The sequence below is a fragment of the Kitasatospora sp. NPDC096077 genome (assembly GCF_040303245.1).
In the GTDB taxonomy this organism is placed as follows: Bacteria; Actinomycetota; Actinomycetes; order Streptomycetales; family Streptomycetaceae; genus Kitasatospora.
Genome location: NZ_JBEOSV010000005.1, coordinates 117922 through 136176, shown reverse-complemented (window position 1 = coordinate 136176; position 18255 = coordinate 117922). Strand labels below are relative to the sequence as shown.

15 protein-coding genes and 2 pseudogenes are annotated in these 18255 nt (G+C 73.4%); 8 read left to right on the top strand and 9 right to left on the bottom strand.

The genetic code is table 11. The features are described from left to right. Positions 1-90 precede the first annotated feature (90 nt). The 3 genes from ABTZ03_RS07515 to ABTZ03_RS07505 all read left to right on the top strand — a co-directional run bounded on the left by ABTZ03_RS07515 (position 91) and on the right by ABTZ03_RS07505 (position 4984). A complete protein-coding gene (locus tag ABTZ03_RS07515) occupies positions 91-2496 on the top strand; it encodes a ribonucleoside-diphosphate reductase subunit alpha (protein WP_350512060.1) in 2406 nt (801 codons plus the stop codon). Beyond that, positions 2496-3512, top strand: coding sequence for a ribonucleotide-diphosphate reductase subunit beta (locus ABTZ03_RS07510; RefSeq protein WP_350511918.1), 1017 nt, complete (start codon positions 2496-2498; stop codon positions 3510-3512). Before ABTZ03_RS07515 ends, ABTZ03_RS07510 begins: the two co-directional genes overlap by 1 nt. Before the next feature lie 260 nt (positions 3513-3772). Further along, positions 3773-4984 carry a serine hydrolase domain-containing protein gene (locus tag ABTZ03_RS07505; RefSeq protein ID WP_350511917.1) on the top strand — a complete coding sequence of 404 codons (1212 nt, stop codon included), beginning with the start codon at positions 3773-3775 and terminating at the stop codon, positions 4982-4984. 85 nt (positions 4985-5069) lie between these two features. Here the strand turns inward: ABTZ03_RS07505 and ABTZ03_RS07500 are convergent, their stop codons facing one another. Continuing rightward, positions 5070-5972: an oxidoreductase gene (locus tag ABTZ03_RS07500; protein WP_350511916.1), complete on the bottom strand. Its 903-nt coding sequence runs from the start codon at positions 5970-5972 to the stop codon at positions 5070-5072. A gap of 11 nt (positions 5973-5983) precedes the next feature. Here ABTZ03_RS07500 and ABTZ03_RS07495 point away from each other — a divergent pair. Further along, positions 5984-6259, top strand: a pseudogene (locus tag ABTZ03_RS07495) (acyl-CoA-like ligand-binding transcription factor); the annotation flags it as partial. A 73-nt stretch (positions 6260-6332) separates the two neighbouring features. Here the strand turns inward: ABTZ03_RS07495 and def are convergent. The 8 genes and pseudogenes from def to ABTZ03_RS07455 all read right to left on the bottom strand — a co-directional run bounded on the left by def (position 6333) and on the right by ABTZ03_RS07455 (position 14344). Next, positions 6333-6980: a peptide deformylase gene (gene def / locus ABTZ03_RS07490; RefSeq protein ID WP_350511915.1), complete on the bottom strand. Its 648-nt coding sequence runs from the start codon at positions 6978-6980 to the stop codon at positions 6333-6335. A gap of 42 nt (positions 6981-7022) precedes the next feature. Further along, positions 7023-8009, bottom strand: a complete 987-nt coding sequence (locus ABTZ03_RS07485) for a tetratricopeptide repeat protein (protein WP_350511914.1) — start codon at positions 8007-8009, stop codon at positions 7023-7025. A gap of 288 nt (positions 8010-8297) precedes the next feature. Then, positions 8298-9575 (bottom strand): HD domain-containing protein, encoded by a 1278-nt coding sequence (locus tag ABTZ03_RS07480; RefSeq protein WP_350511913.1) that lies wholly within the window; start codon positions 9573-9575, stop codon positions 8298-8300. An 86-nt stretch (positions 9576-9661) separates the two neighbouring features. Then, a complete protein-coding gene (locus ABTZ03_RS07475) occupies positions 9662-11095 on the bottom strand; it encodes an HD-GYP domain-containing protein (protein ID WP_350511912.1) in 1434 nt (477 codons plus the stop codon). Between the two features lie 500 nt (positions 11096-11595). Beyond that, a pseudogene (gene rsrA, locus ABTZ03_RS07470) lies at positions 11596-11889 on the bottom strand (mycothiol system anti-sigma-R factor); the annotation flags it as partial. Further along, on the bottom strand, positions 11886-12536 hold the full coding sequence (locus tag ABTZ03_RS07465) for a sigma-70 family RNA polymerase sigma factor (RefSeq protein WP_502894413.1): 651 nt from the start codon (positions 12534-12536) through the stop codon (positions 11886-11888). The pseudogene rsrA and the gene ABTZ03_RS07465, both read right to left, overlap by 4 nt. Positions 12537-12910: 374 nt before the next feature. Next, positions 12911-13561 (bottom strand): alpha/beta hydrolase family protein, encoded by a 651-nt coding sequence (locus tag ABTZ03_RS07460; protein ID WP_350511911.1) that lies wholly within the window; start codon positions 13559-13561, stop codon positions 12911-12913. Between the two features lie 30 nt (positions 13562-13591). Next, the gene (locus tag ABTZ03_RS07455) at positions 13592-14344 is read right to left on the bottom strand and encodes an SOS response-associated peptidase (protein ID WP_350511910.1); all 753 of its coding nucleotides are present in this window, start codon (positions 14342-14344) and stop codon (positions 13592-13594) included. Between the two features lie 158 nt (positions 14345-14502). On the opposite strand from ABTZ03_RS07455, the gene ABTZ03_RS07450 reads away from it, so the two are divergent. The 4 genes from ABTZ03_RS07450 (at position 14503) to ABTZ03_RS07435 (ending at position 18204) form a co-directional block, all read left to right on the top strand. Then, positions 14503-15225, top strand: a complete 723-nt coding sequence (locus tag ABTZ03_RS07450) for a M50 family metallopeptidase (protein WP_350511909.1) — start codon at positions 14503-14505, stop codon at positions 15223-15225. A 113-nt stretch (positions 15226-15338) separates the two neighbouring features. Beyond that, a complete protein-coding gene (gene aroA, locus ABTZ03_RS07445) occupies positions 15339-16691 on the top strand; it encodes a 3-phosphoshikimate 1-carboxyvinyltransferase (RefSeq protein WP_350511908.1) in 1353 nt (450 codons plus the stop codon). 15 nt (positions 16692-16706) lie between these two features. Next, positions 16707-17762 (top strand): ribosome small subunit-dependent GTPase A, encoded by a 1056-nt coding sequence (gene rsgA / locus ABTZ03_RS07440; RefSeq protein WP_350511907.1) that lies wholly within the window; start codon positions 16707-16709, stop codon positions 17760-17762. Positions 17763-17880: 118 nt separating this feature from the next. Next, positions 17881-18204, top strand: coding sequence for a DMT family transporter (locus ABTZ03_RS07435; RefSeq protein WP_350511906.1), 324 nt, complete (start codon positions 17881-17883; stop codon positions 18202-18204). Positions 18205-18255: the final 51 nt, after the last annotated feature.

Here is an 18255-nt window from a genome sequence, read left to right as displayed (position 1 = left end):
CTCCCCTGCCCAGATCGGCCCGGGTGACCCCGATCACGCCGCCGATCGCCGCCAGGAGAGAGCGCCTTGACCACCGCTGCCTCAGTCACCCTGCCCGCCCAGGGCACCGGTACCGCCTTTGTCGACCCGACGGTCGCCGACCCCGGCGGCGCGCTCCTGCGGCTGCTCACCGACCGCAGCGTCGACCTCGCCGAGGTCGACCCCGGCCATGTCGCCGCCGCCGCGCTGCGCGGCCGCCACGCCGGCTCGGACTTCGCCGAGCTCCGCGGGCTGGCCGTGGACGCCGCCGCGTCGATGATCGCCGAGGACCCCCAGTACTCGAAGCTCGCGGCCCGCCTGCTCGCCCTGGAGATCGTCGACGAGGCGAACAGCCAGGGTTCCACCACCTTCGCCGCCTCGATCGCCGTCGGCCACGCCGAGGGCCTGATCGGCGACACCACCGCCGCGTTCGTCGCCAAGCACGCCGCCGCCCTGGACGCCCTGATCGACGCCAAGGGCGACGACCGGTTCGAGTACTTCGGCCTGCGCACCGTGCAGTCCCGCTACCTGCTGCGCCACCCGATCACCCGCAAGGTGATCGAGACCCCGCAGCACTTCCTGCTCCGCGTCGCCTGCGGCCTGGCGGTCGGTGACACCGAGCAGTCCGTGCGCGAGGTGTCCGAGCTGTACGGCCTGATGAGCCGCCTGGAGTACCTGACCTCCTCGCCGACGCTCTTCAACTCCGGCACCCGGCACCCGCAGATGTCCAGCTGCTACCTGCTGGACTCGCCGCTGGACAACCTGGACTCGATCTACAACCGCTACGCGCAGATCGCCCGGCTGTCCAAGCACGCCGGCGGCATCGGCCTGTCCTACTCGCGCATCCGCTCGCGCGGCAGCCTGATCCGCGGCACCAACGGCAAGTCCAACGGCATCGTGCCGTTCCTGCGCACCCTCGACTCCTCGGTCGCCGCCGTCAACCAGGGCGGCCGCCGCAAGGGCGCGGCCTGCGTCTACCTGGAGACCTGGCACGCCGACATCGAGGAGTTCCTGGAGCTCCGCGACAACACCGGCGAAGAGGCCCGCCGTACCCACAACCTCAACCTGGCGCACTGGATCCCGGACGAGTTCATGCGCCGCGTGAACGCCAACGCCGACTGGTCGCTGTTCTCCCCGGCCGACGTGCCCGAGCTGGTCGACCTCTGGGGCGCCGAGTTCGACGAGGCCTACGTCAAGGCCGAGCTGGCCGGCAAGGCTGTCCGCACCATCCCGGCGCAGACCCTCTACGCCCGCATGATGCGCACCCTCGCGCAGACCGGCAACGGCTGGATGACCTTCAAGGACGCTTCCAACCGCGCCGCCAACCAGACCGCCCTGCCGGGCCGCACGGTGCACTCCTCCAACCTGTGCACCGAGATCCTGGAGGTCACGGACGACTCCGAGACCGCCGTCTGCAACCTCGGCTCGGTCAACCTCGGCGCCCACGTGGCCGCCGGCGCCACCGCCGCCGACCTGATCAACGCCATGGACTGGGAGCGGCTGGACGCCACCGTGCGCACCGCCGTCACCTTCCTCGACCGCGTGGTGGACATCAACTTCTACCCGACGGTCGAGGCCGGCACCTCCAACTCCCGCTGGCGGCCGGTCGGCCTCGGCGTGATGGGCCTCCAGGACGTCTTCTTCAAGCTGCGGCTCGACTTCGACTCGGCCGAGGCCAAGCAGCTGTCCACCCTCATCGCCGAGCGCATCATGCTCACCGCCTACGAGCGCTCCGCCGACCTGGCCGAGCAGCTGGGCCGCCACGAGGCCTACGGCGAGACCCGCGCCGCCCGCGGCGAGCTGCACATCGACCACTTCCCGACGGCCGCCCCGCAGTGGGCCGACCGCTGGACCGCGCTGCGCGCCCGCATCGCCGAGACCGGCCTGCGCAACTCGCTGCTGCTCGCGATCGCCCCGACCGCGACCATCGCGTCCATCGCCGGCGTGTACGAGTGCATCGAGCCCCAGGTCTCCAACCTGTTCAAGCGCGAGACGCTCTCCGGCGAGTTCCTCCAGGTCAACCCGTACCTGGTGCGCGAGCTCAAGGAGCTCGGCGTCTGGGACCAGCAGACCCGTGACTCGCTGCGCGACGCCAACGGCTCGGTGCAGGAGCTCGGCTGGCTGCCCGAGGAGGTGCGCTCGCTGTACCGCACCGCGTGGGAGCTGCCGCAGCGCGCCCTGATCGACCTGGCCGCGGCCCGCATGCCGTACCTCGACCAGAGCCAGTCGCTGAACCTGTTCATGGCGGCGCCGACCATCGGCAAGCTCAGCTCGATGTACGCCTACGCGTGGAAGGTGGGTCTGAAGACCACCTACTACCTGCGCTCGCGCCCCGCGACCCGGATCGCCCAGGCCGCCTCCGGCACCGCCCGCGCCGCCGCGCCGGTGCCCGTGAACACCCCGACCCTCACCCCGGAGGAAGAGGCCGCACTGGCCTGCTCCCTGGAGAACCCCGAGTCCTGCGAGGCCTGCCAGTAATGACTGCCGACGACCGCAAGATGCTGCTCGACCCCGGCTTCGAGCTGACCCTGCGCCCGATGCGCTACCCGTCGTTCTACGACCGGTACCGCGACGCGATCAAGAACACCTGGACCGTCGAGGAGGTGGACCTGCACTCCGACGTCGCCGACCTGGCGAAGCTCAGCGAGGGCGAGCGCCACCTGATCGGCCGCCTGGTCGCCTTCTTCGCGACGGGTGACTCGATCGTCGCCAACAACGTCGTGCTGAGCCTCTACAAGCACATCAACTCCCCGGAGGCGCGGCTGTACCTGAGCCGTCAGCTGTTCGAGGAGGCCGTGCACGTCCAGTTCTACCTGACGCTGCTGGACACGTACCTTCCGGATCCGGAGGACCGCAACGCGGCCTTCGCCGCGGTGGAGAACATCCCCTCCATCCACCAGAAGGCCCAGTTCTGCTTCAAGTACATGAACGCCGTCGACCACATCGACTCGCTGCAGACCAAGGAGGACCGCCGCGCGTTCCTCCTGAACCTGATCTGCTTCGCGGCGTGCGTCGAGGGGCTGTTCTTCTACGGCGCGTTCGCGTACGTGTACTGGTTCCGGAGCCGTGGCCTGCTGCACGGTCTCGCCACCGGCACCAACTGGGTGTTCCGCGACGAGTCCATGCACATGGACTTCGCGATGTCCGTGGTGGACACCGTCCGCGAGGAGGAGCCCGACCTCTTCGACGACGAGATGGCCAAGCAGGTCACCGAGATGCTGGAGGAGGCCGTCGAGGCCGAGCTCCAGTTCGCCCAGGACCTGTGCGGTGACGGTCTGGCCGGCATGAACACCGACTCCATGCGCCAGTACCTGGAGGCCGTCGCCGACCAGCGCCTGGCCCGCCTCGGGATGCCGATCCGCTACGGGTCGACCAACCCGTTCGGCTTCATGGAGCTCCAGAACGTCCAGGAGCTGACCAACTTCTTCGAGCGCCGGGTGTCGGCGTACCAGGTCGCGGTCGAGGGCTCGGTCGCCTTCGACGACGACTTCTAAAGAAGACGACTTCCGAAGAAGACGCACGAACAGTGGTGCCCCGCACCGGCCGTGGCCGGTGCGGGGCACCGCTGTTGTCGGCTTCGCCAGGCGTTCGCGCCGGGCGGGGGCGCCGCCCGGGGGAGGCTCCTGACGGACCGTCGGGGGCGGCTCAGGGACGGATCGGGGTCGGTCCCCGATGCCGGGCGGGGCCGCCGGCGAGCAGGATCGTTTCTGTCGCTGAGGTCCACTCAGCCGTAGTGATCCACGGGGTGCCCCACATGAAGCCGTTCGCCCGCCGCACCGCCGCCCTCGGTCTGGCCTGTTCCGCCCTGGTCGGCGTCACCACCGCCACCGGGGCGCAGGCCTTCGCCGCGAGCGGCGCCGACTCCCCCACCGCGACGGCCTTCCCACCGCTGGACCCCGCCGCACTCCAGGCCGCCATCGAGACCCGCCCCTCCGACGGCGCCTCCGGCGCGATCGCCCTGGTCGCCGAGCCCGGCCAGGTGTGGAAGGGCTCCACCATCGACAGCCAGACCGGCCGGAAGATCCCGGAGAACGCGCACTTCCACGCCGGCAGCATCTCCAAGGTGTTCGAGACCACCGTCGTCCTGCAGCTGGCCGCCGAGGGGCGGATCGACCTCGACCGGACCGTCCAGGACTACCTGCCGGGCCTGCTGCCCGACACCTTCGACCCGATCACCGTCCGCCAACTGGTCAACTACACCAGCGGACTGCCGAACGTGGACGAGGGCAAGCCCCCCGCGAGCGCCGACGAGACGATCGCCGACCGGTACGACTACCGCACCTTCGACCAGATCATCCAGCAGACCCTGCGCCCCGACGACGGCCGCCCGGCGCCCGGCCCGCACTTCACGCCCGGCACCGAACAGGAGTACAACTCCCTCGGCTTCCGGATCGCGGGCAAGCTGATCGAGCAGATCACCGGCCACTCCTTCAAGGACGAGGTCACCGCCCGCATCCTCAACCCCCTGCACCTGGACCAGACTTCGGTGCCGGAGGACGACCCCACCATGCCCCGCCCCTACCTGCACGGCTACATGAGCGACGACAGCGGCCGGGCCGTCGACACCAGCGAGCAGGGCGGCGACCCGTCCAACCTGATCTCCACCACCGCCGACCTCGACCGTTTCCTGACCACGCTGCTGCAGGGCCGCCTGCTGCCCGCCGCCCAGCAGGCGGAGCTGTTCGCCCTCCCCAAGGACAGCGAGGGCAAGCCCGTGCCGTTCGTCGGCGGCACCTCCTGCAACAAGGTGGCCTGCTTCGGCGCGGGCCTGATGTCCACCCCGCTGCCGAACGGCACCGTGCTCTGGGGCAAGACCGGTCACGACGACGGCTACGCCAACGGCATGTTCGCCACCCGCGACCTGTCCGTCCACGCCGCGTACTCGGTCTCCAACCTGGGCCTGGACTTCGGCGCTCCGAGCCCCCTCGCCAACCGCCTGCTGACGGCGGTCCTCGCGGGCAAGTAGCGCGCCCGGGTGGGAAGTCGGCCCGGCCGACTTCTCACGCACCCGGTCCGGCCCGGCAACTCGGCCCGACAACTCGAACCGCCACTCAGACGGCGAAGCGGACGCCGGTCAGCCGCTCCGAAAGCTCCCACAGCCGCCGGGCCGCCTCCGGGTCGAGCGCCCGCGCGGCCGGCCGCACCACGGTCGGGGCGCCGCGCAGCTCGCCGAGTCCGGCCGGGCCGATGAACTGCCCGCCGAGCGCCTCCGGGTCGGTGGCGGCGAAGAGTTGGGGCAGCGCGCCCCGGGCGGCCGGCTGGGCGAGCGGGAGCAGCAGACGGCCGAGGAGCAGCTTCACCACCCCGACCGAGCCGGCCGGGATGTTGGTGGCGGCGAAGCCGGGGTGGGCCAGCACGCTGCGGACCGGGCTGCCGGCGGCGACGAGGCGCCGGTGGAGTTCCCGGCCGAAGAGGGCGTTGGCGAGCTTCGACTGGTTGTAGCGGGCCATCGGCGAGTACCCGCGTTCACCGTCCAGGTCGTCGAAGAAGATCCTCCCCTGCCGGTGGTTGGCCGAACTGACCGTGACCACCCGGGGATCCGCGCCGTCCGCCAGCAGGTCGAGCAGCAGTCCGGTGAGCGCGAAGTGGCCCAAGTGGTTCGCGGCGAACTGCAGTTCGTGGCCCTGGGCGCTCAGCGTGCGCGGCGGCGCCAGCACCCCGGCGTTGTTGACCAGGACGTCCGGGCGGACGCCGTCCGAGCGCAGCCCGTCGGCGAAGGCGCGGACGGAGTCGAGGTCGGCCAGGTCGAGCCGGCGCACCTCCAACCGTGCCCGCGTCTGCGGCAGTTCGGCGGTGATCTCCGCGACCGCGCGCCGACCCCTGCCCTCGTCCCGGACGGCGAGGACCACATCGCCGCCGCGCCGGGCGATCGCCCGGGTGGTCGCCAGCCCGAGGCCGCTGTTCGCCCCGGTGACGACGAACACCCGCCCGCTCTGGTCCGGGATCCGTTCCACGCCCCATCCCTATCCTCGGCACCCCCGCCCTGTACGCCCGCTTCCTGGAGCGCCAGGCCCGGTGGCGCGAGGAGCTCGCCGCCGAACTCGCCGCCCGGCTGGGCCTCGATCCGGCGGCCACCCTCTACCCCCGGCTCGCCGCCGGCATGGCGCTGACCGCCTTCGACGTCGTCCTCCAGCAGTGGAGCGACGGCGACGGCGGTCACGACCCGGCCGCCCTCACCGACCAGGCCTTCGCCGCCGTCGCCCCGCCCTGGACGCCCCGCCGCGGTGACCCACCGCGGTGACCCACCGGCCCCCGGACAGCACGGAGGCCGGTGCGGATCGCTCCGCACCGGCCTCCGACGGATCCGTCGCGCCTTACGCGTTCGGCACCGTCGCGTACTTCGGGGTGCCCTCGGCCATCTGCTTCAGGGCGTCCTTGCGGTCCCGCTTCGACAGCTTGTCGATGTACAGGAACCCGTACAGGTGGTCGGTCTCGTGCTGGAGGCAGCGGGCGAAGAAGCCGGTGCCCTCGACCCGGATCGGCTCGCCGTCCCGGTTCACGCCGGTCACCGCGGCGTACTCCGGGCGGGGCAGCTCGGCGTAGGCGCCCGGCACGGAGAGGCAGCCCTCGTTGCCGTCGTCGAGCACCCGGCGGCGGTCGGCCGGGTACTCCTCCAGGACGGGGTTGATCACGTGGCCGACGTGGCGCACGCCCTCGTCGTCGGGGCAGTCGTAGACGAAGACCTTGAGGTCCACGCCGATCTGGTTGGCGGCCAGGCCGACACCCTCGGCGGCGTACATCGACTGGAACATGTCGTCGATCAGCGCGGCCAGCTCGCCGTCGAAGGCGGTGACGTCCTTGACCTCGCGGTGCAGGACGGGGTTGCCGACCACGGTGATCGGACGCGCGGTGCCCTTGCTGAGGTCGGGCTCCTCGCCGATCACCTTCACGGGGGCCTCGGGCGCCGCCCCCTCCACGTCGTGCTCGTGCTGGTGGTCGTGCTGCTCGGCCTGCTCCGCCATGTCTTCCGCTTCCATAGGTCTACACGTACCTGTCCAGGGTACTCAGCAGACTTCTTCGAGATCCCGGTACGCCCGGGTTCCGGGGGCGGCCGCGACCCAGCGGTCCAGCAGCGTGCGGACCAGGGTGGCCGGAGCGGCGATCCCGCACTCGCGTTCGACCAGCCAGGACATCCCGGCCGCGCCGCCCTGGCTGAGGTGGCTGAGGTGGCCGGGGTGGGCGGCGTCGCCGTCGTCGTGCGGGTCGTGGTGGGCGACGATGCCGTCGTCCGAGGCCATCCGGCTCTCCGAGCAGGCGCGGCACAGCAGCCGCACCGAGGAGGTCCAGTCCTCGGCCGCGTACCCGGCGTCGGCGACCAGGCGTTCCAGCGCGTCCCGGTCACCGGCGGTCGAGGCCTGCAGCAGCACCACGTAGGTCGGCACCGGGGAGGGCGCCCACAGCTCGATCTCGTCGAAGACGGGGTAGGCGACGCCGTCGGTGACCCGCTCGCCGTGCGGGGCGCCGTCGTGCAGCACCACCTCGCCCCAGCGGCGACCGGAGGACGGCAGCGGGATGGACAGCACCTCGATCCGGGCCGGGTCGAGCCGGCGGCCCCAGACCACCTCGGACTCGCCCTCCGGGGACAGCCGCACCGGGGTGGTGCCGAGCTCCAGGCTGACCGGGCCGTCCACGCCGGGGCCGCCGGGCAGCTTCAGCCCGTAGGCCTGCCAGGCGCGGCGGGCCAGCGGCCAGTCCTGGAGGGCGGTGGCGGTGATGCCGAGGTTCCACCAGTCGGGGGCGCCGTGCTCGCGGTCCAGCAGGGCGACGGCGCGCAGCCCGGCCGAGCGGGCCTGCTCCCAGTCGCGGCGGAACTTGTGCAGCAGGGCGAGGTTGAACCAGGAGTCGGACAGCCACGGCTCCAGGTCGGCGGCCATCACCAGCAGGGCGCCGGCGTCCTCGTAGCGGCCGTCGCCGATCAGCGTGAAGGCCCGGTCGGTCGTCTGCCGCCAGGTGGCGGACGGCCGGTGCCGTGCCCGGTGGAAGATCCTCACGTTCGTCCCTGCCGTCGTCGTCCGCTCAAGTCCCGTACCGCCGGGGCCGTCCCGTCCTCGACGGGGCCCGGTCCCGGTGTCCCGGGTCGGTGTTCCACGCTACGACCGCATCCAACCACGCCCGCCCCCACCCGCGCTCCCCACCGCCGAGGTTGGGGCCCGCCCCTCCCCAGCCTGCCCGCCGGAGCGCACCTCCTCAACCCCTGGCGGGTGCCGCTCGACCGCGCCCCGACCGCGGGCCCCGCGCCCCGGGCCGGAACGCCCGGGCCGGGCGGGGGGTACCGCGGCTCAGCCCCGGCCCTGCCCGCCGAACCGGGCCAGCGCGTCCACCACCCGGGCGTCGTAGACCCGCCCGCGCCCCAGCCGCAGCACCTCCAGCGCCTCCAGCCGCCCCACCGCCTCGCCGAGACCCCGGCCGCGGGCGGCGGTCAGCAGGTCGTCGTGGGCGTTGGCGACCCGGATGATCCGGGCCGCCAGCGGCACCGGTCCCTCGCCGCCGACCGGCCCGGGACAGGGGTCGGCCAGTCGGGCGACCTGCTCGGCGACCTGCCGGGGCACCCCGGTGCGGCTGATCACCTCGCTGCCGAGCCGGGCGATGCGCTGCTGCTCGTCGCAGGGCAGCAGCGCGGTGGCGCCGTCCGGCACCGGCTCGACCAGGGACAGCTGGCCGACGTCGTGCATCAGCGCCGCGTACTCCAGCAGGGCGAGCTCCCTGGTGCCCAGCCCCAGCTCGCGTCCGAGCGCGCACGCCGTGTCCGCGACCCGGCGCGCGTGGCCGTGCGGGGTGTACCCGGCGACCTCGGTGGCCCGGGCGAGGCTGGCGATGGTCTGCCCGGTGGTGGCCCGCACGGCCGCGGCCCGCCGGAAGGAGACCTGGGCGAGCAGCAGCGGGGTGCAGAACAGCGGCAGCGCCCACAGCCCGACCTCGCCGGCCGCGAGGCTGACCAGCATGCCGGTGGCGACGATCGCCGAGCCGATCCCGAACAGCGAGCGCAGCTCGTCCTCCAGCGCGGCCGGGAACCGCAGCCCGGTGACGGAGGCGCGCAGCACCGCCGCCAGGGTGGCGTCGCAGAGCGCGGCCAGCGCGGCGACGGCGGTCAGGAACGCCCCGTAGGCCGGGCCCTCCGGCGAGAAGCGGTCGACCATGCCGCCGTTGTAGAGCGGCTGGAAGACGGCGGCGGCGAAGCCGACGGCGAGCAGCCGGCGGGCGGCGCTGTCACGGCGGGCCGGGTCGGCCCAGGGCCGGCGCCGGTGCGGGCGGCCGGCACGGTGCGGCAGGACGAGGCCGGGCAGCCAGGCCAGCAGCAGGCCGGCCCCGGTCACCGCGACGACCTGGAGCGTGCCGTGCGCGGTCGGCACTCCGCGCAACGGTCCGAGCAGGGCGTACGCCAGGGCGCCGGCCGCGCCGATGGGCGCCTGTTCACGGTCGCCCGGAAGGGTGATCCGGACGCATTCGCCGAGCGCGATCAGCGCGGTGAACGCCAGCGCGACCCTCGGCTCGGCGACCCCGCGCACCGCGACCGCGCCGAGCGCGAGCAACAGCAGCGCGCCGGCCGCCGCGTACATCACCCGGGCGGTGCGCCCCCGTGCCGAACGGGCCCGCCCGGCCCCGGCGGCAGCGGTCCGGTCGCCGCCCCCGCCCGCACCCCCGGTCACGGCTGCCCGGCCGCGGGAACGGTCCCGCCCTGGGCGGGCACCCGGCCCGGCGCGGCCCGCACCGGCTCCGGCACCCCGAGCGGGATGTCCGGGACGGCCCGCACGCAGTCCTCGGAGTGCACCACCGGCTGCCAGCCGTGCACGGCCAGCGCGTCGATCAGGGCCCGCACCATCACCGGGTCGAACTGGCTGCCGGAGCAGCGCTCCAGCTCGGCGACCGCCTCGGCGACCGGGCGCCCGCGCCGGTAGGAGCGGGTGGAGGTCATCGAGTCGAAGGCGTCGGCGACCGAGATGATCCGGGCGAACTCGGGGATCTGCCGTCCGGCCAGTCCGCTCGGGTAGCCGCGCCCGTCCATCCGCTCGTGGTGGTGCAGGATCCCGGAGTGGGCCTCGCCGAGGAAGTCGATCCCGCGCACCAGCTCGTACCCGTACACCGGGTGGATCTCCACCGCGCGGCGCTCGTCCTCGCTGAGGGGACCGTTTCTGCGCAGCAGCTCGGTGGCCACGCCGAGCTTGCCGACGTCGTGCAGGATCCCGGCGAAGCGCAGGGTGCGCAGCCGCTCGGGCTCCATGCCGAGCTGACCGGCGATCAGCACCGAGGCCCGGCCGACCCGTTCGCTGTGCCCACGGGTGTACGCGTCCTTGATCTCCACCGCCTGCACCAGCGACTGCACGGTGGCCTGGTGGGCGTCCCGCTCGCGCTGCCCCTGGGCGAACACCCAGGCCGAGATGGACAGCGGCAGCAGCGCCAGCAGCGCGGCGAACGCCCCGTACGGGCCCTGCCAGAGCACCGCGACCATCAGCCCCCCGGCCGCGTGCACCAGCACCGGCAGCCCGCACACCGCGCAGGCCCCGCGCAGCACCTCGACTGCCCGCCGGCCCTCGCTGAGCCGTACCATCACGCCCACCACCAGCCCGTTGACCAGGCAGAACGCGGCGACGGCGGCGAAGCCGGGCAGCAGCGCGGCCGGGAACCGGGAGCCGAGCAGCAGTTGGGGGCCGTGCAGCAGGTGGAAGGCGACCGAGGAGGCGAAGGCGCACAGCGCGAGCTGGGAGCCGTTGAACAGCTGACGCCGGCGGCAGCCCGGGCCGGTCGGGCCGCCGAGCAGCGCGGCCGGGACGGCGACCAGGGCGGCGGCGGCCGGCGGGAGCATCAGCACCCCGGCGAACAGCACCGGGAAGAAGGCGTTCACCCCGGGGCGGGCGGGGGCCCGGCCGGCCGGTGCGGGCAGGCGCAGCAGTCGGCGCAGCAGCAGCGAGCAGGGGGTCGGCAGGCCCTGGGCGAGCGACTCCCAACAACCGTGCAGGAAGCCCAGCAGCCCGACCTTGGGCCAGTCCACCGGGTGGCCGAGCCAGTGCGGCAGCCCGGGTGCGACGGCCTGCGGCAGCAACGGCAGCAGGCCGCACAGGGCGGCCACCGGGACGGCCACCAGGTAGCGCGCCGCACCCTGCGGCAGGGTCGCGCCCCCACTGTCGGTAGCGATATCGACCTCCCCGCGTCCGGGCCCCGTGTTGCCTCAGCGCGCCGGTGACCGGCGGTGAGCGTCCGTCAGGAGAATAGGCCGCCGTCCGGGCGTGGGGACGCATGATGGCGCAATGGCGCAGTTGGCGCACCGCCAACTCACTCGATCGAGTGACGGCGCATGCGAGCAGAACGGGAGCGGCCCCGGGAGCACATGCTCCCGGGGCCGCGGAAATCCCGGTCCGAACCGTTTCGTCCCGCTCTCGCCGGCGGGGGCGCGGACTACTCCGCCGGGGCTCCGGCCTCGACCGGCGCACCGGGGCGCACGGACGGCTCGTCGGCCGGGTCGGCGTGCGCCCTCGCCCGCTCCTCCGCCGAGGACTCCGACGGCGCCGATGACACCGACGACTCCTGTGGCTCCGTCACCGTCGGCGCCGGACGGGCGGATTCGACGTGCAGCTCGACCGAGGTCTCCACGGCGACCACCACCTGCTCGCCCGTGCGCTGCCCGGCCCGGATCGAGTCGATCCTGGCCAGCACCTTGCTGCGCAGGTCCGTCGGGGTGTCGTCACAGCCGCAGGACCGCTTGATCAGCGCCTTGATCGCCTGTTCCAGCCCGTACTGCTTCAAGCAGGGCGAGCACTCGTCGAAGTGCACGCGCAGCTTGGCGCAATCACCCTCGGCCATCTCGTTGTCGAGGAATTCATAGAGGTGGTCGAGGACCTCGCCACACTCGGTTTCGTGCGGATCGCCGCAGCTCATGAGCCCGAGCCCTTCGCTTCCTGCCCTGCCCCGCTGCCGGCCGGGACGAGCCCGCGCTCACGGGCGTAGTCCTCCAGCATGCCGCGCAGCTGACGGCGGCCGCGGTGCAGCCGGGACATCACCGTACCGATGGGAGTACCCATGATGTCCGCGATCTCCTTGTACGCAAAGCCTTCTACGTCCGCGAGATAGACGGCGATCCGGAATTCCTCCGGGATCGCCTGGAGCGCGTCCTTCACATCACTGTCGGGGAGATGGTCGAGCGCCTGGGTCTCCGCCGAGCGCAGACCGGTCGACATGTGCGACTCGGCCCGGGCCAGCTGCCAGTCCTCGATCTCCTCCGCCGCGGTGCGCTGGGGCTCCCGCTGCTTCTTGCGGTACGAGTTGATGAACGTGTTGGTGAGGATGCGGTACAGCCAGGCCTTGAGGTTCGTACCCTCACGGAACTGGTGGAAGGACGCGTACGCCTTGGCGAACGCCTCCTGGAGCAGGTCCTCCGCATCCGCGGGGTTGCGCGTCATGCGCAGCGCCGCCGAGTACATCGGATCCAGGAACCCCAGGGCGTCGCGCTCGAAGCGCTCCCGCCGGGCCTCCTCGGACTCCTCCGCCGACACTCGGAAGGTGTCCTCACCGATCGCCTCGGCCAGCTCCTCACCGGTGAGCGCCTCGCCCGCAGGCAGGGCCTCGTCCGGGCCACGGCCCGGATCGGCCTCGTGCTCGGTCCCGACGACCGGACCCACCTCCTCGGCATGACGGGCACGGCCCACCGCGGGCCGCCCAGAAATGGAGGATATCGGGCTGACGGGCTTCTCGCCCGCGTCAATCCACTCCGACCAGGAGGGGGCGAAGGCCGTGGCGGCCTCGCGCTCCTCAGGCCGTTCGGGGCACGCGATCGAACCCATCTGCCCTGCCTCTCACCGGTGACTCCTGCTGACGGACACGACAACCACCCCGGCCCCGCCCGCATTCCCGCCACCGCGGCCCGTTCACTCGCACGAGTGATCGAGCGGAAACGCCCTGCTCACACCGCCCGCACCAGCCCCAGCACCCAGTCCCCCACCGCCGAGCAGATCAGCGCCAGCACCTCCTCCTGCCCCACCGCCGCCCGCTTGGGCACCTCGAAGCCGTGGTTCCCGGACGGCACCGCCACCAGCCCGTACCCCCCGGGCAGCTCCGGGAACTCCCCCGGCCCGCCGAACGGGTCCGACGTGCCCTGCACCACCAGCGTCGGCAGCCCCGACCCCAGCAGCTCCTCCGCCCGGCTCTTCTCCGGCCGGCCCGGCGGGTGCAGCGGGAACGCCAGCGCCACCACCCCCACCGCCCCGCTCGCCGCCCCCGTCCGACAGGCCACCCGCGCCCCGGCGCTGCGCCCGCCGACCACCAGCGGCAGCCCCTGCCCGGCCAGCCGCTCCGCCACCGGCCGCCAGCCGACGTCCAGGGTCTTCGGCGCCGGGCCCAGCTTCTTCCCCGCCACCCGCCAGGGCTGCTCGACCAGTGCCACGGTGATCCCGCGCTCCGGCAGCCGCTCGGCCAGCGCCACCAGGTCCCGGGCCCCGATCCCGCCGCCCGCGCCGTGCCCCAGCGCCAGCACCGCCTCCGGGGCGGCCGCCCGGTGGTAGGTGATCCGGGCGTCCCCGGCCCCGGTCTCAACCAGTTCGGAGGAGGTGGTCATCTCTCAGGCTCCCGACGACGTGCGAAGAACTCAGAACAGGGTGGTCTCGTACTCGACCTCGGTCCACGGCTCCTTGAGCTCCGGACCGTTGTTGCGGATGCTGCCGACCGCCGGCGACACCGGTGTGGCCAGCAGCGCCCCGGGCGGCGGCGGTATCAGCAGCCTCCGCAGCTCGTCCGGGTCGCTCAGCCCCGGATCCAGCCACTCCCCCCACGACCCCGGGTCCAGGAACAGCGGCATCCGCTCGTGGATCGGCGCCAGCAGCTCCTCGGCGTCCGTGGTGACGATCGTGAAGGTCACCAGCCACGCCTCCGGGTGCCCCGGCGGCACCGTCCGGTCGCGCCAGAACTCGTACAGCCCGGCGAGCGCCAGCGGGCCGCCGTCCGCCCGGGAGACGAAGAACGGCTTCTTGCGCGCCTTCCCCCGCTCCCCCGGCACCGTCTGCCACTCGTAGTAGCCGTCCACCGGCAGGATGCACCGGCGCGCCGCGAAGGCCTGCCGGTACGAGGGCTTCTCGTGCACCGTGTCCGACCGCGCGTTGATCATCTTCACCGCCGTCCCGGCGGAGTCCGACCACGGCGGCACCAGCCCCCAGCGCAGCGCCCGCAGCTGCCGCACCGGCCGCGCCGCCCCCTTCGCCAACCGCTCCAGCACCACGAAGGCACTGTTGGTCGGCGCCACGTTCCAGTTCGGGTCCAGGGACTCCTGCGGGTCCCAGAACTCCACGTCGAACAGCTCGACGAGGTCCTCGGGCTTGCTGCTGGCTGCGAAGCGACCGCACATGCGGGCCAGCTTGCCATGCCGCCCGTCCTCAGCACTTCCTCATCCCGGCACGAGAACCGCCCGCTGCCGTCCGGCCGTCCCCGCATGGGAGGCTGCCCCGAACGGCCCAACGCGGCACACGCAAGCGCACGGAAGCGAACGGAGGCGCAGACCCCCCGATGAACCCGAACAACCAGAACCTCGGCGAACTGTGGGACCGGGTCACCGGCACCCAGGCCGCCCCACCCGGCTGGCTGGTCCTCGCGACCGGCTGCGCCGCCCTGCTCGCCGTCCTCGCCCGCCCGCTGTGGCACGTCGCCCGCAACGCCGTCACCATCGCCCACGAGGGCGGCCACGGCCTCGCCGCCCTCGCCACCGGCCGCAAGCTGGCCGGCATCAGGCTGCACTCCGACACCTCCGGCCTCACCCTCTCCTACGGCCGCCCCACCGGCCCCGGCATGGTGCTCACCGCCGCCGCCGGCTACACCGCCCCCGCCCTGCTCGGCCTCGGCTGCGCCGCCCTGCTCGCCGCCGACCGGATCACCCTGCTGCTCTGGCTGGCCATCCTCCTGCTGCTGGCCCTGCTGATCCGGATCCGCAACGCCTTCGGCCTGTTCACCGTGCTCATCGCCGGCGGCGCCTTCTTCCTGGTCTCCTGGTTCGGCAGCGCCCAGGTCCAGGCCGGCTTCGCCTACCTCGGCTGCTGGTTCCTGCTGTTCGGGGCGGTGCGCCCGGTCCTGGAGCTCCAGCACCAGCGCCGGATCGGCTGGGCCCGCGACTCCGACGCCGACCAGCTCGCCCGGCTCACCCACGTGCCCGCGCTGGCCTGGGTCACCGTCTTCCTGCTGATCGCCCTCGCCTGCCTCGGCCTGGGCGCCAGCTGGCTGCTGCAACCGCTCTAGCCGGCGGGCCGGCCACCGCCGGACGCGCGGCCCGAGCCGGCCGGGCGAGCGGCGGGCGCCCACCATCCGGCCGTCGCCGAGGCCGTTCCGGTACGGCCCCTAGACTGGCCCCCATGACCGAGACCCTGTGGCCCGCCCCCGTCGCCACCGCCCCCGTCGACGCCACCGTCACCATCCCCGGCTCCAAGTCGGTCACCAACCGGGCCCTGGTGCTGGCGGCACTCGCCGACGGACCGGGCTGGGTGCGCCGCCCGCTGCGCAGCCGCGACTCCCAGCTGATGGCCGACGGCCTGCGCGCCCTCGGGGTCACCATCGAGGAGAAGGTCAACAACGACTCCGGCGGCACCGGCGGCGGCGAGGCCTGGCGGGTCATCCCGGCCCCCGTGCTGCGCGGCCCGGCCAACGTCGACGTCGGCAACGCCGGCACCGTGATGCGCTTCCTGCCCCCGCTCGCCGTCCTCGCCGACGGCCCGGTCCACTTCGACGGCGACCCGCGCAGCTACGAGCGCCCCCAGCACGGCGTGATCAACGCCCTGCGCGCGCTCGGCGCCCGGATCGAGGACGGCGGCCGCGGCAGCTTCCCGCTCACCGTCCACGGCACCGGCGGCCTGGACGGCGGCCCGGTCGAGCTGGACGCCTCCTCCTCGTCCCAGTTCGTCTCCGCCCTGCTGCTCTCCGGCGCCCGCTACAACCACGGCGTCGAGGTCCGGCACGTCGGCGGGCCCGTCCCGTCGCTGCCGCACATCCGGATGACCGTCGAGATGCTGCGCCTGGCCGGCGCCCAGGTCGACGCCCCCGAGGACGGCGGCGAGAAGGACGTCTGGCGGGTCACCCCCGGCGCCCTGCTCGGCCGCGACCTGGTGGTCGAGCCCGACCTGTCCAACGCCGCCCCGTTCTTCGCCGCCGCCCTGGTCACCGGCGGCCGGGTGACCGTGCGCGACTGGCCCAAGCACACCACCCAGCCCGGCGACCAGCTGCGCGACCTCTACACCCGAATGGGCGGCGCCTGCGAGTTCACCGACGAGGGCCTGCAGTTCACCGGCACCGGCCGGATCCACGGCATCGAGGCCGACCTGCACGACGTCGGCGAGCTCACCCCGGTGATCGCCGCCGCCGCCGCCCTCGCCGACTCCGAGTCCCACCTGTACGGCATCGCCCACCTGCGCCTGCACGAGACCGACCGGCTGGCCGCCCTCGCCAAGGAGATCAACGACCTCGGCGGCGACGTCAGCGAGACCGAGGACGGCCTGCGGATCCGCCCGCGCCCGCTGCGCGGCGGCATCTTCCACACCTACGAGGACCACCGGCTGGCCACCGCCGCCGCCGTGCTCGGCCTCGCCGTGCCCGGCGTCGAGGTGGAGAACGTCGCCACCACCGCCAAGACCCTGCCGGACTTCCCGAAGATGTGGGCGGAGCTGCTCGGCGCCGGCGACGGCACGGACGACGGCGCGGCGGCGGGCGCCTGAGCGGAGACTGGAACCATGCGCCGCTACGGCAAGGACGCCGACGAGGACGACATCCGCAACCGCCCCGCCCGCCGGGGCTCCCGGCCCCGGACCCGGATCAGGCCCAAGCACGAGGACGCGGCCGAGGCGATGGTGCTCACCGTCGACCGCGGCCGGATCACCTGCCTGATCGACCCGGGGACCAAGCAGGAGCGTGAGGTCGTCGCCATGAAGGCCCGCGAGCTGGGCCGCAAGGGCGTCGTCGTCGGCGACGTGGTGAACCTGGTCGGCGACCTCTCCGGGGACACCGACACCCTGGCCCGGATCGTCCGGGTCGAGGAGCGCAGCTCCGTGCTGCGCCGCACCGCGGACGACGACGACCCGTACGAGCGGATCGTCGTCGCCAACGCCGACCAGCTGGCCATCGTCACCGCGCTGGCCGACCCCGAGCCCCGCCCCCGGCTGATCGACCGCTGCCTGGTCGCCGCCTACGACGCGGGCATGGAGCCGCTGCTGGTGCTCACCAAGTCCGACCTCACCCCGGCCGACGCGCTGCTGGAGTCCTACGCCACGCTCGGCATCGACTACGTGGTCACCCGACGGGACGAACTGGAGACCACCGGCGCCGAGGCCGTCCGCGAGCACCTGCGCGGGCTCTCCACGGTGTTCATCGGCCACTCCGGCGTCGGCAAGACCACCCTGGTCAACGCCCTCGTCCCGGACCGCCAGCGGCAGACCGGCCACGTCAACGCGGTCACCGGCCGCGGCCGGCACACCACCGTCTCGGCCCTCGCGCTGCGGCTGCCCCCGCCGCCCGGCGTCAAGCCCGGCTCCCGCAAGGCCCTCGACCCGGGCTGGGTGATCGACACGCCCGGGTTCCGCTCCTTCGGCCTGTCCCACATCGACCCGTCCCGGGTCATCCACGCCTTCCCCGACCTGGAACCCGGCACCGTCGACTGCCCGCGCGCCTGCAGCCACGACGAGCCGGACTGCGCCCTGGACGCCTGGGTCGCCGACGGCCACGCCGATGCCGCCCGGCTCTACTCGCTGCGCCGTCTGCTGGCCAGCAAGGAGGCCCGCGAGGGCGACTGAGGACCCGGCCGCCCCCGGGCCGGTGCCCCGTTCGAGGTGTCGGACCGCCCCGTCCTGGCGATCATAGGAAAGTCGGGCCGGGTGCGGCCCGTCCGTCGATCGACTGGGAGGGCACCCGATGGCATGGGCCCTGGTGGTCCTGGCCGGCCTGCTGGAGACCGGCTTCGCGATCAACCTCAAGCTCAGCGAGGGCTTCACCAAGCTCTGGCCCACCATCAGCTTCTGCGTGTTCGCACTCGGCAGCTTCGGGCTGCTCACCATCTCCCTGAAGAGCCTGCCGGTCGGCCCCGCCTACGCGGTGTGGACCGGCATCGGCGCGGCCGGCACGGCCATCTACGGCATGGTCTTCCTGGAGGAGACCACCTCGGTGCTCAAACTGGTGTCCATCTCCCTGGTGATCGCCGGCGTGATCGGCCTCCAGCTCAGCGGCTCGGCCCACTGAGCCGCGACGCGTCCACCCGCCTCCGGGGCGGCCTGGGCTAGGGTTTCCGGC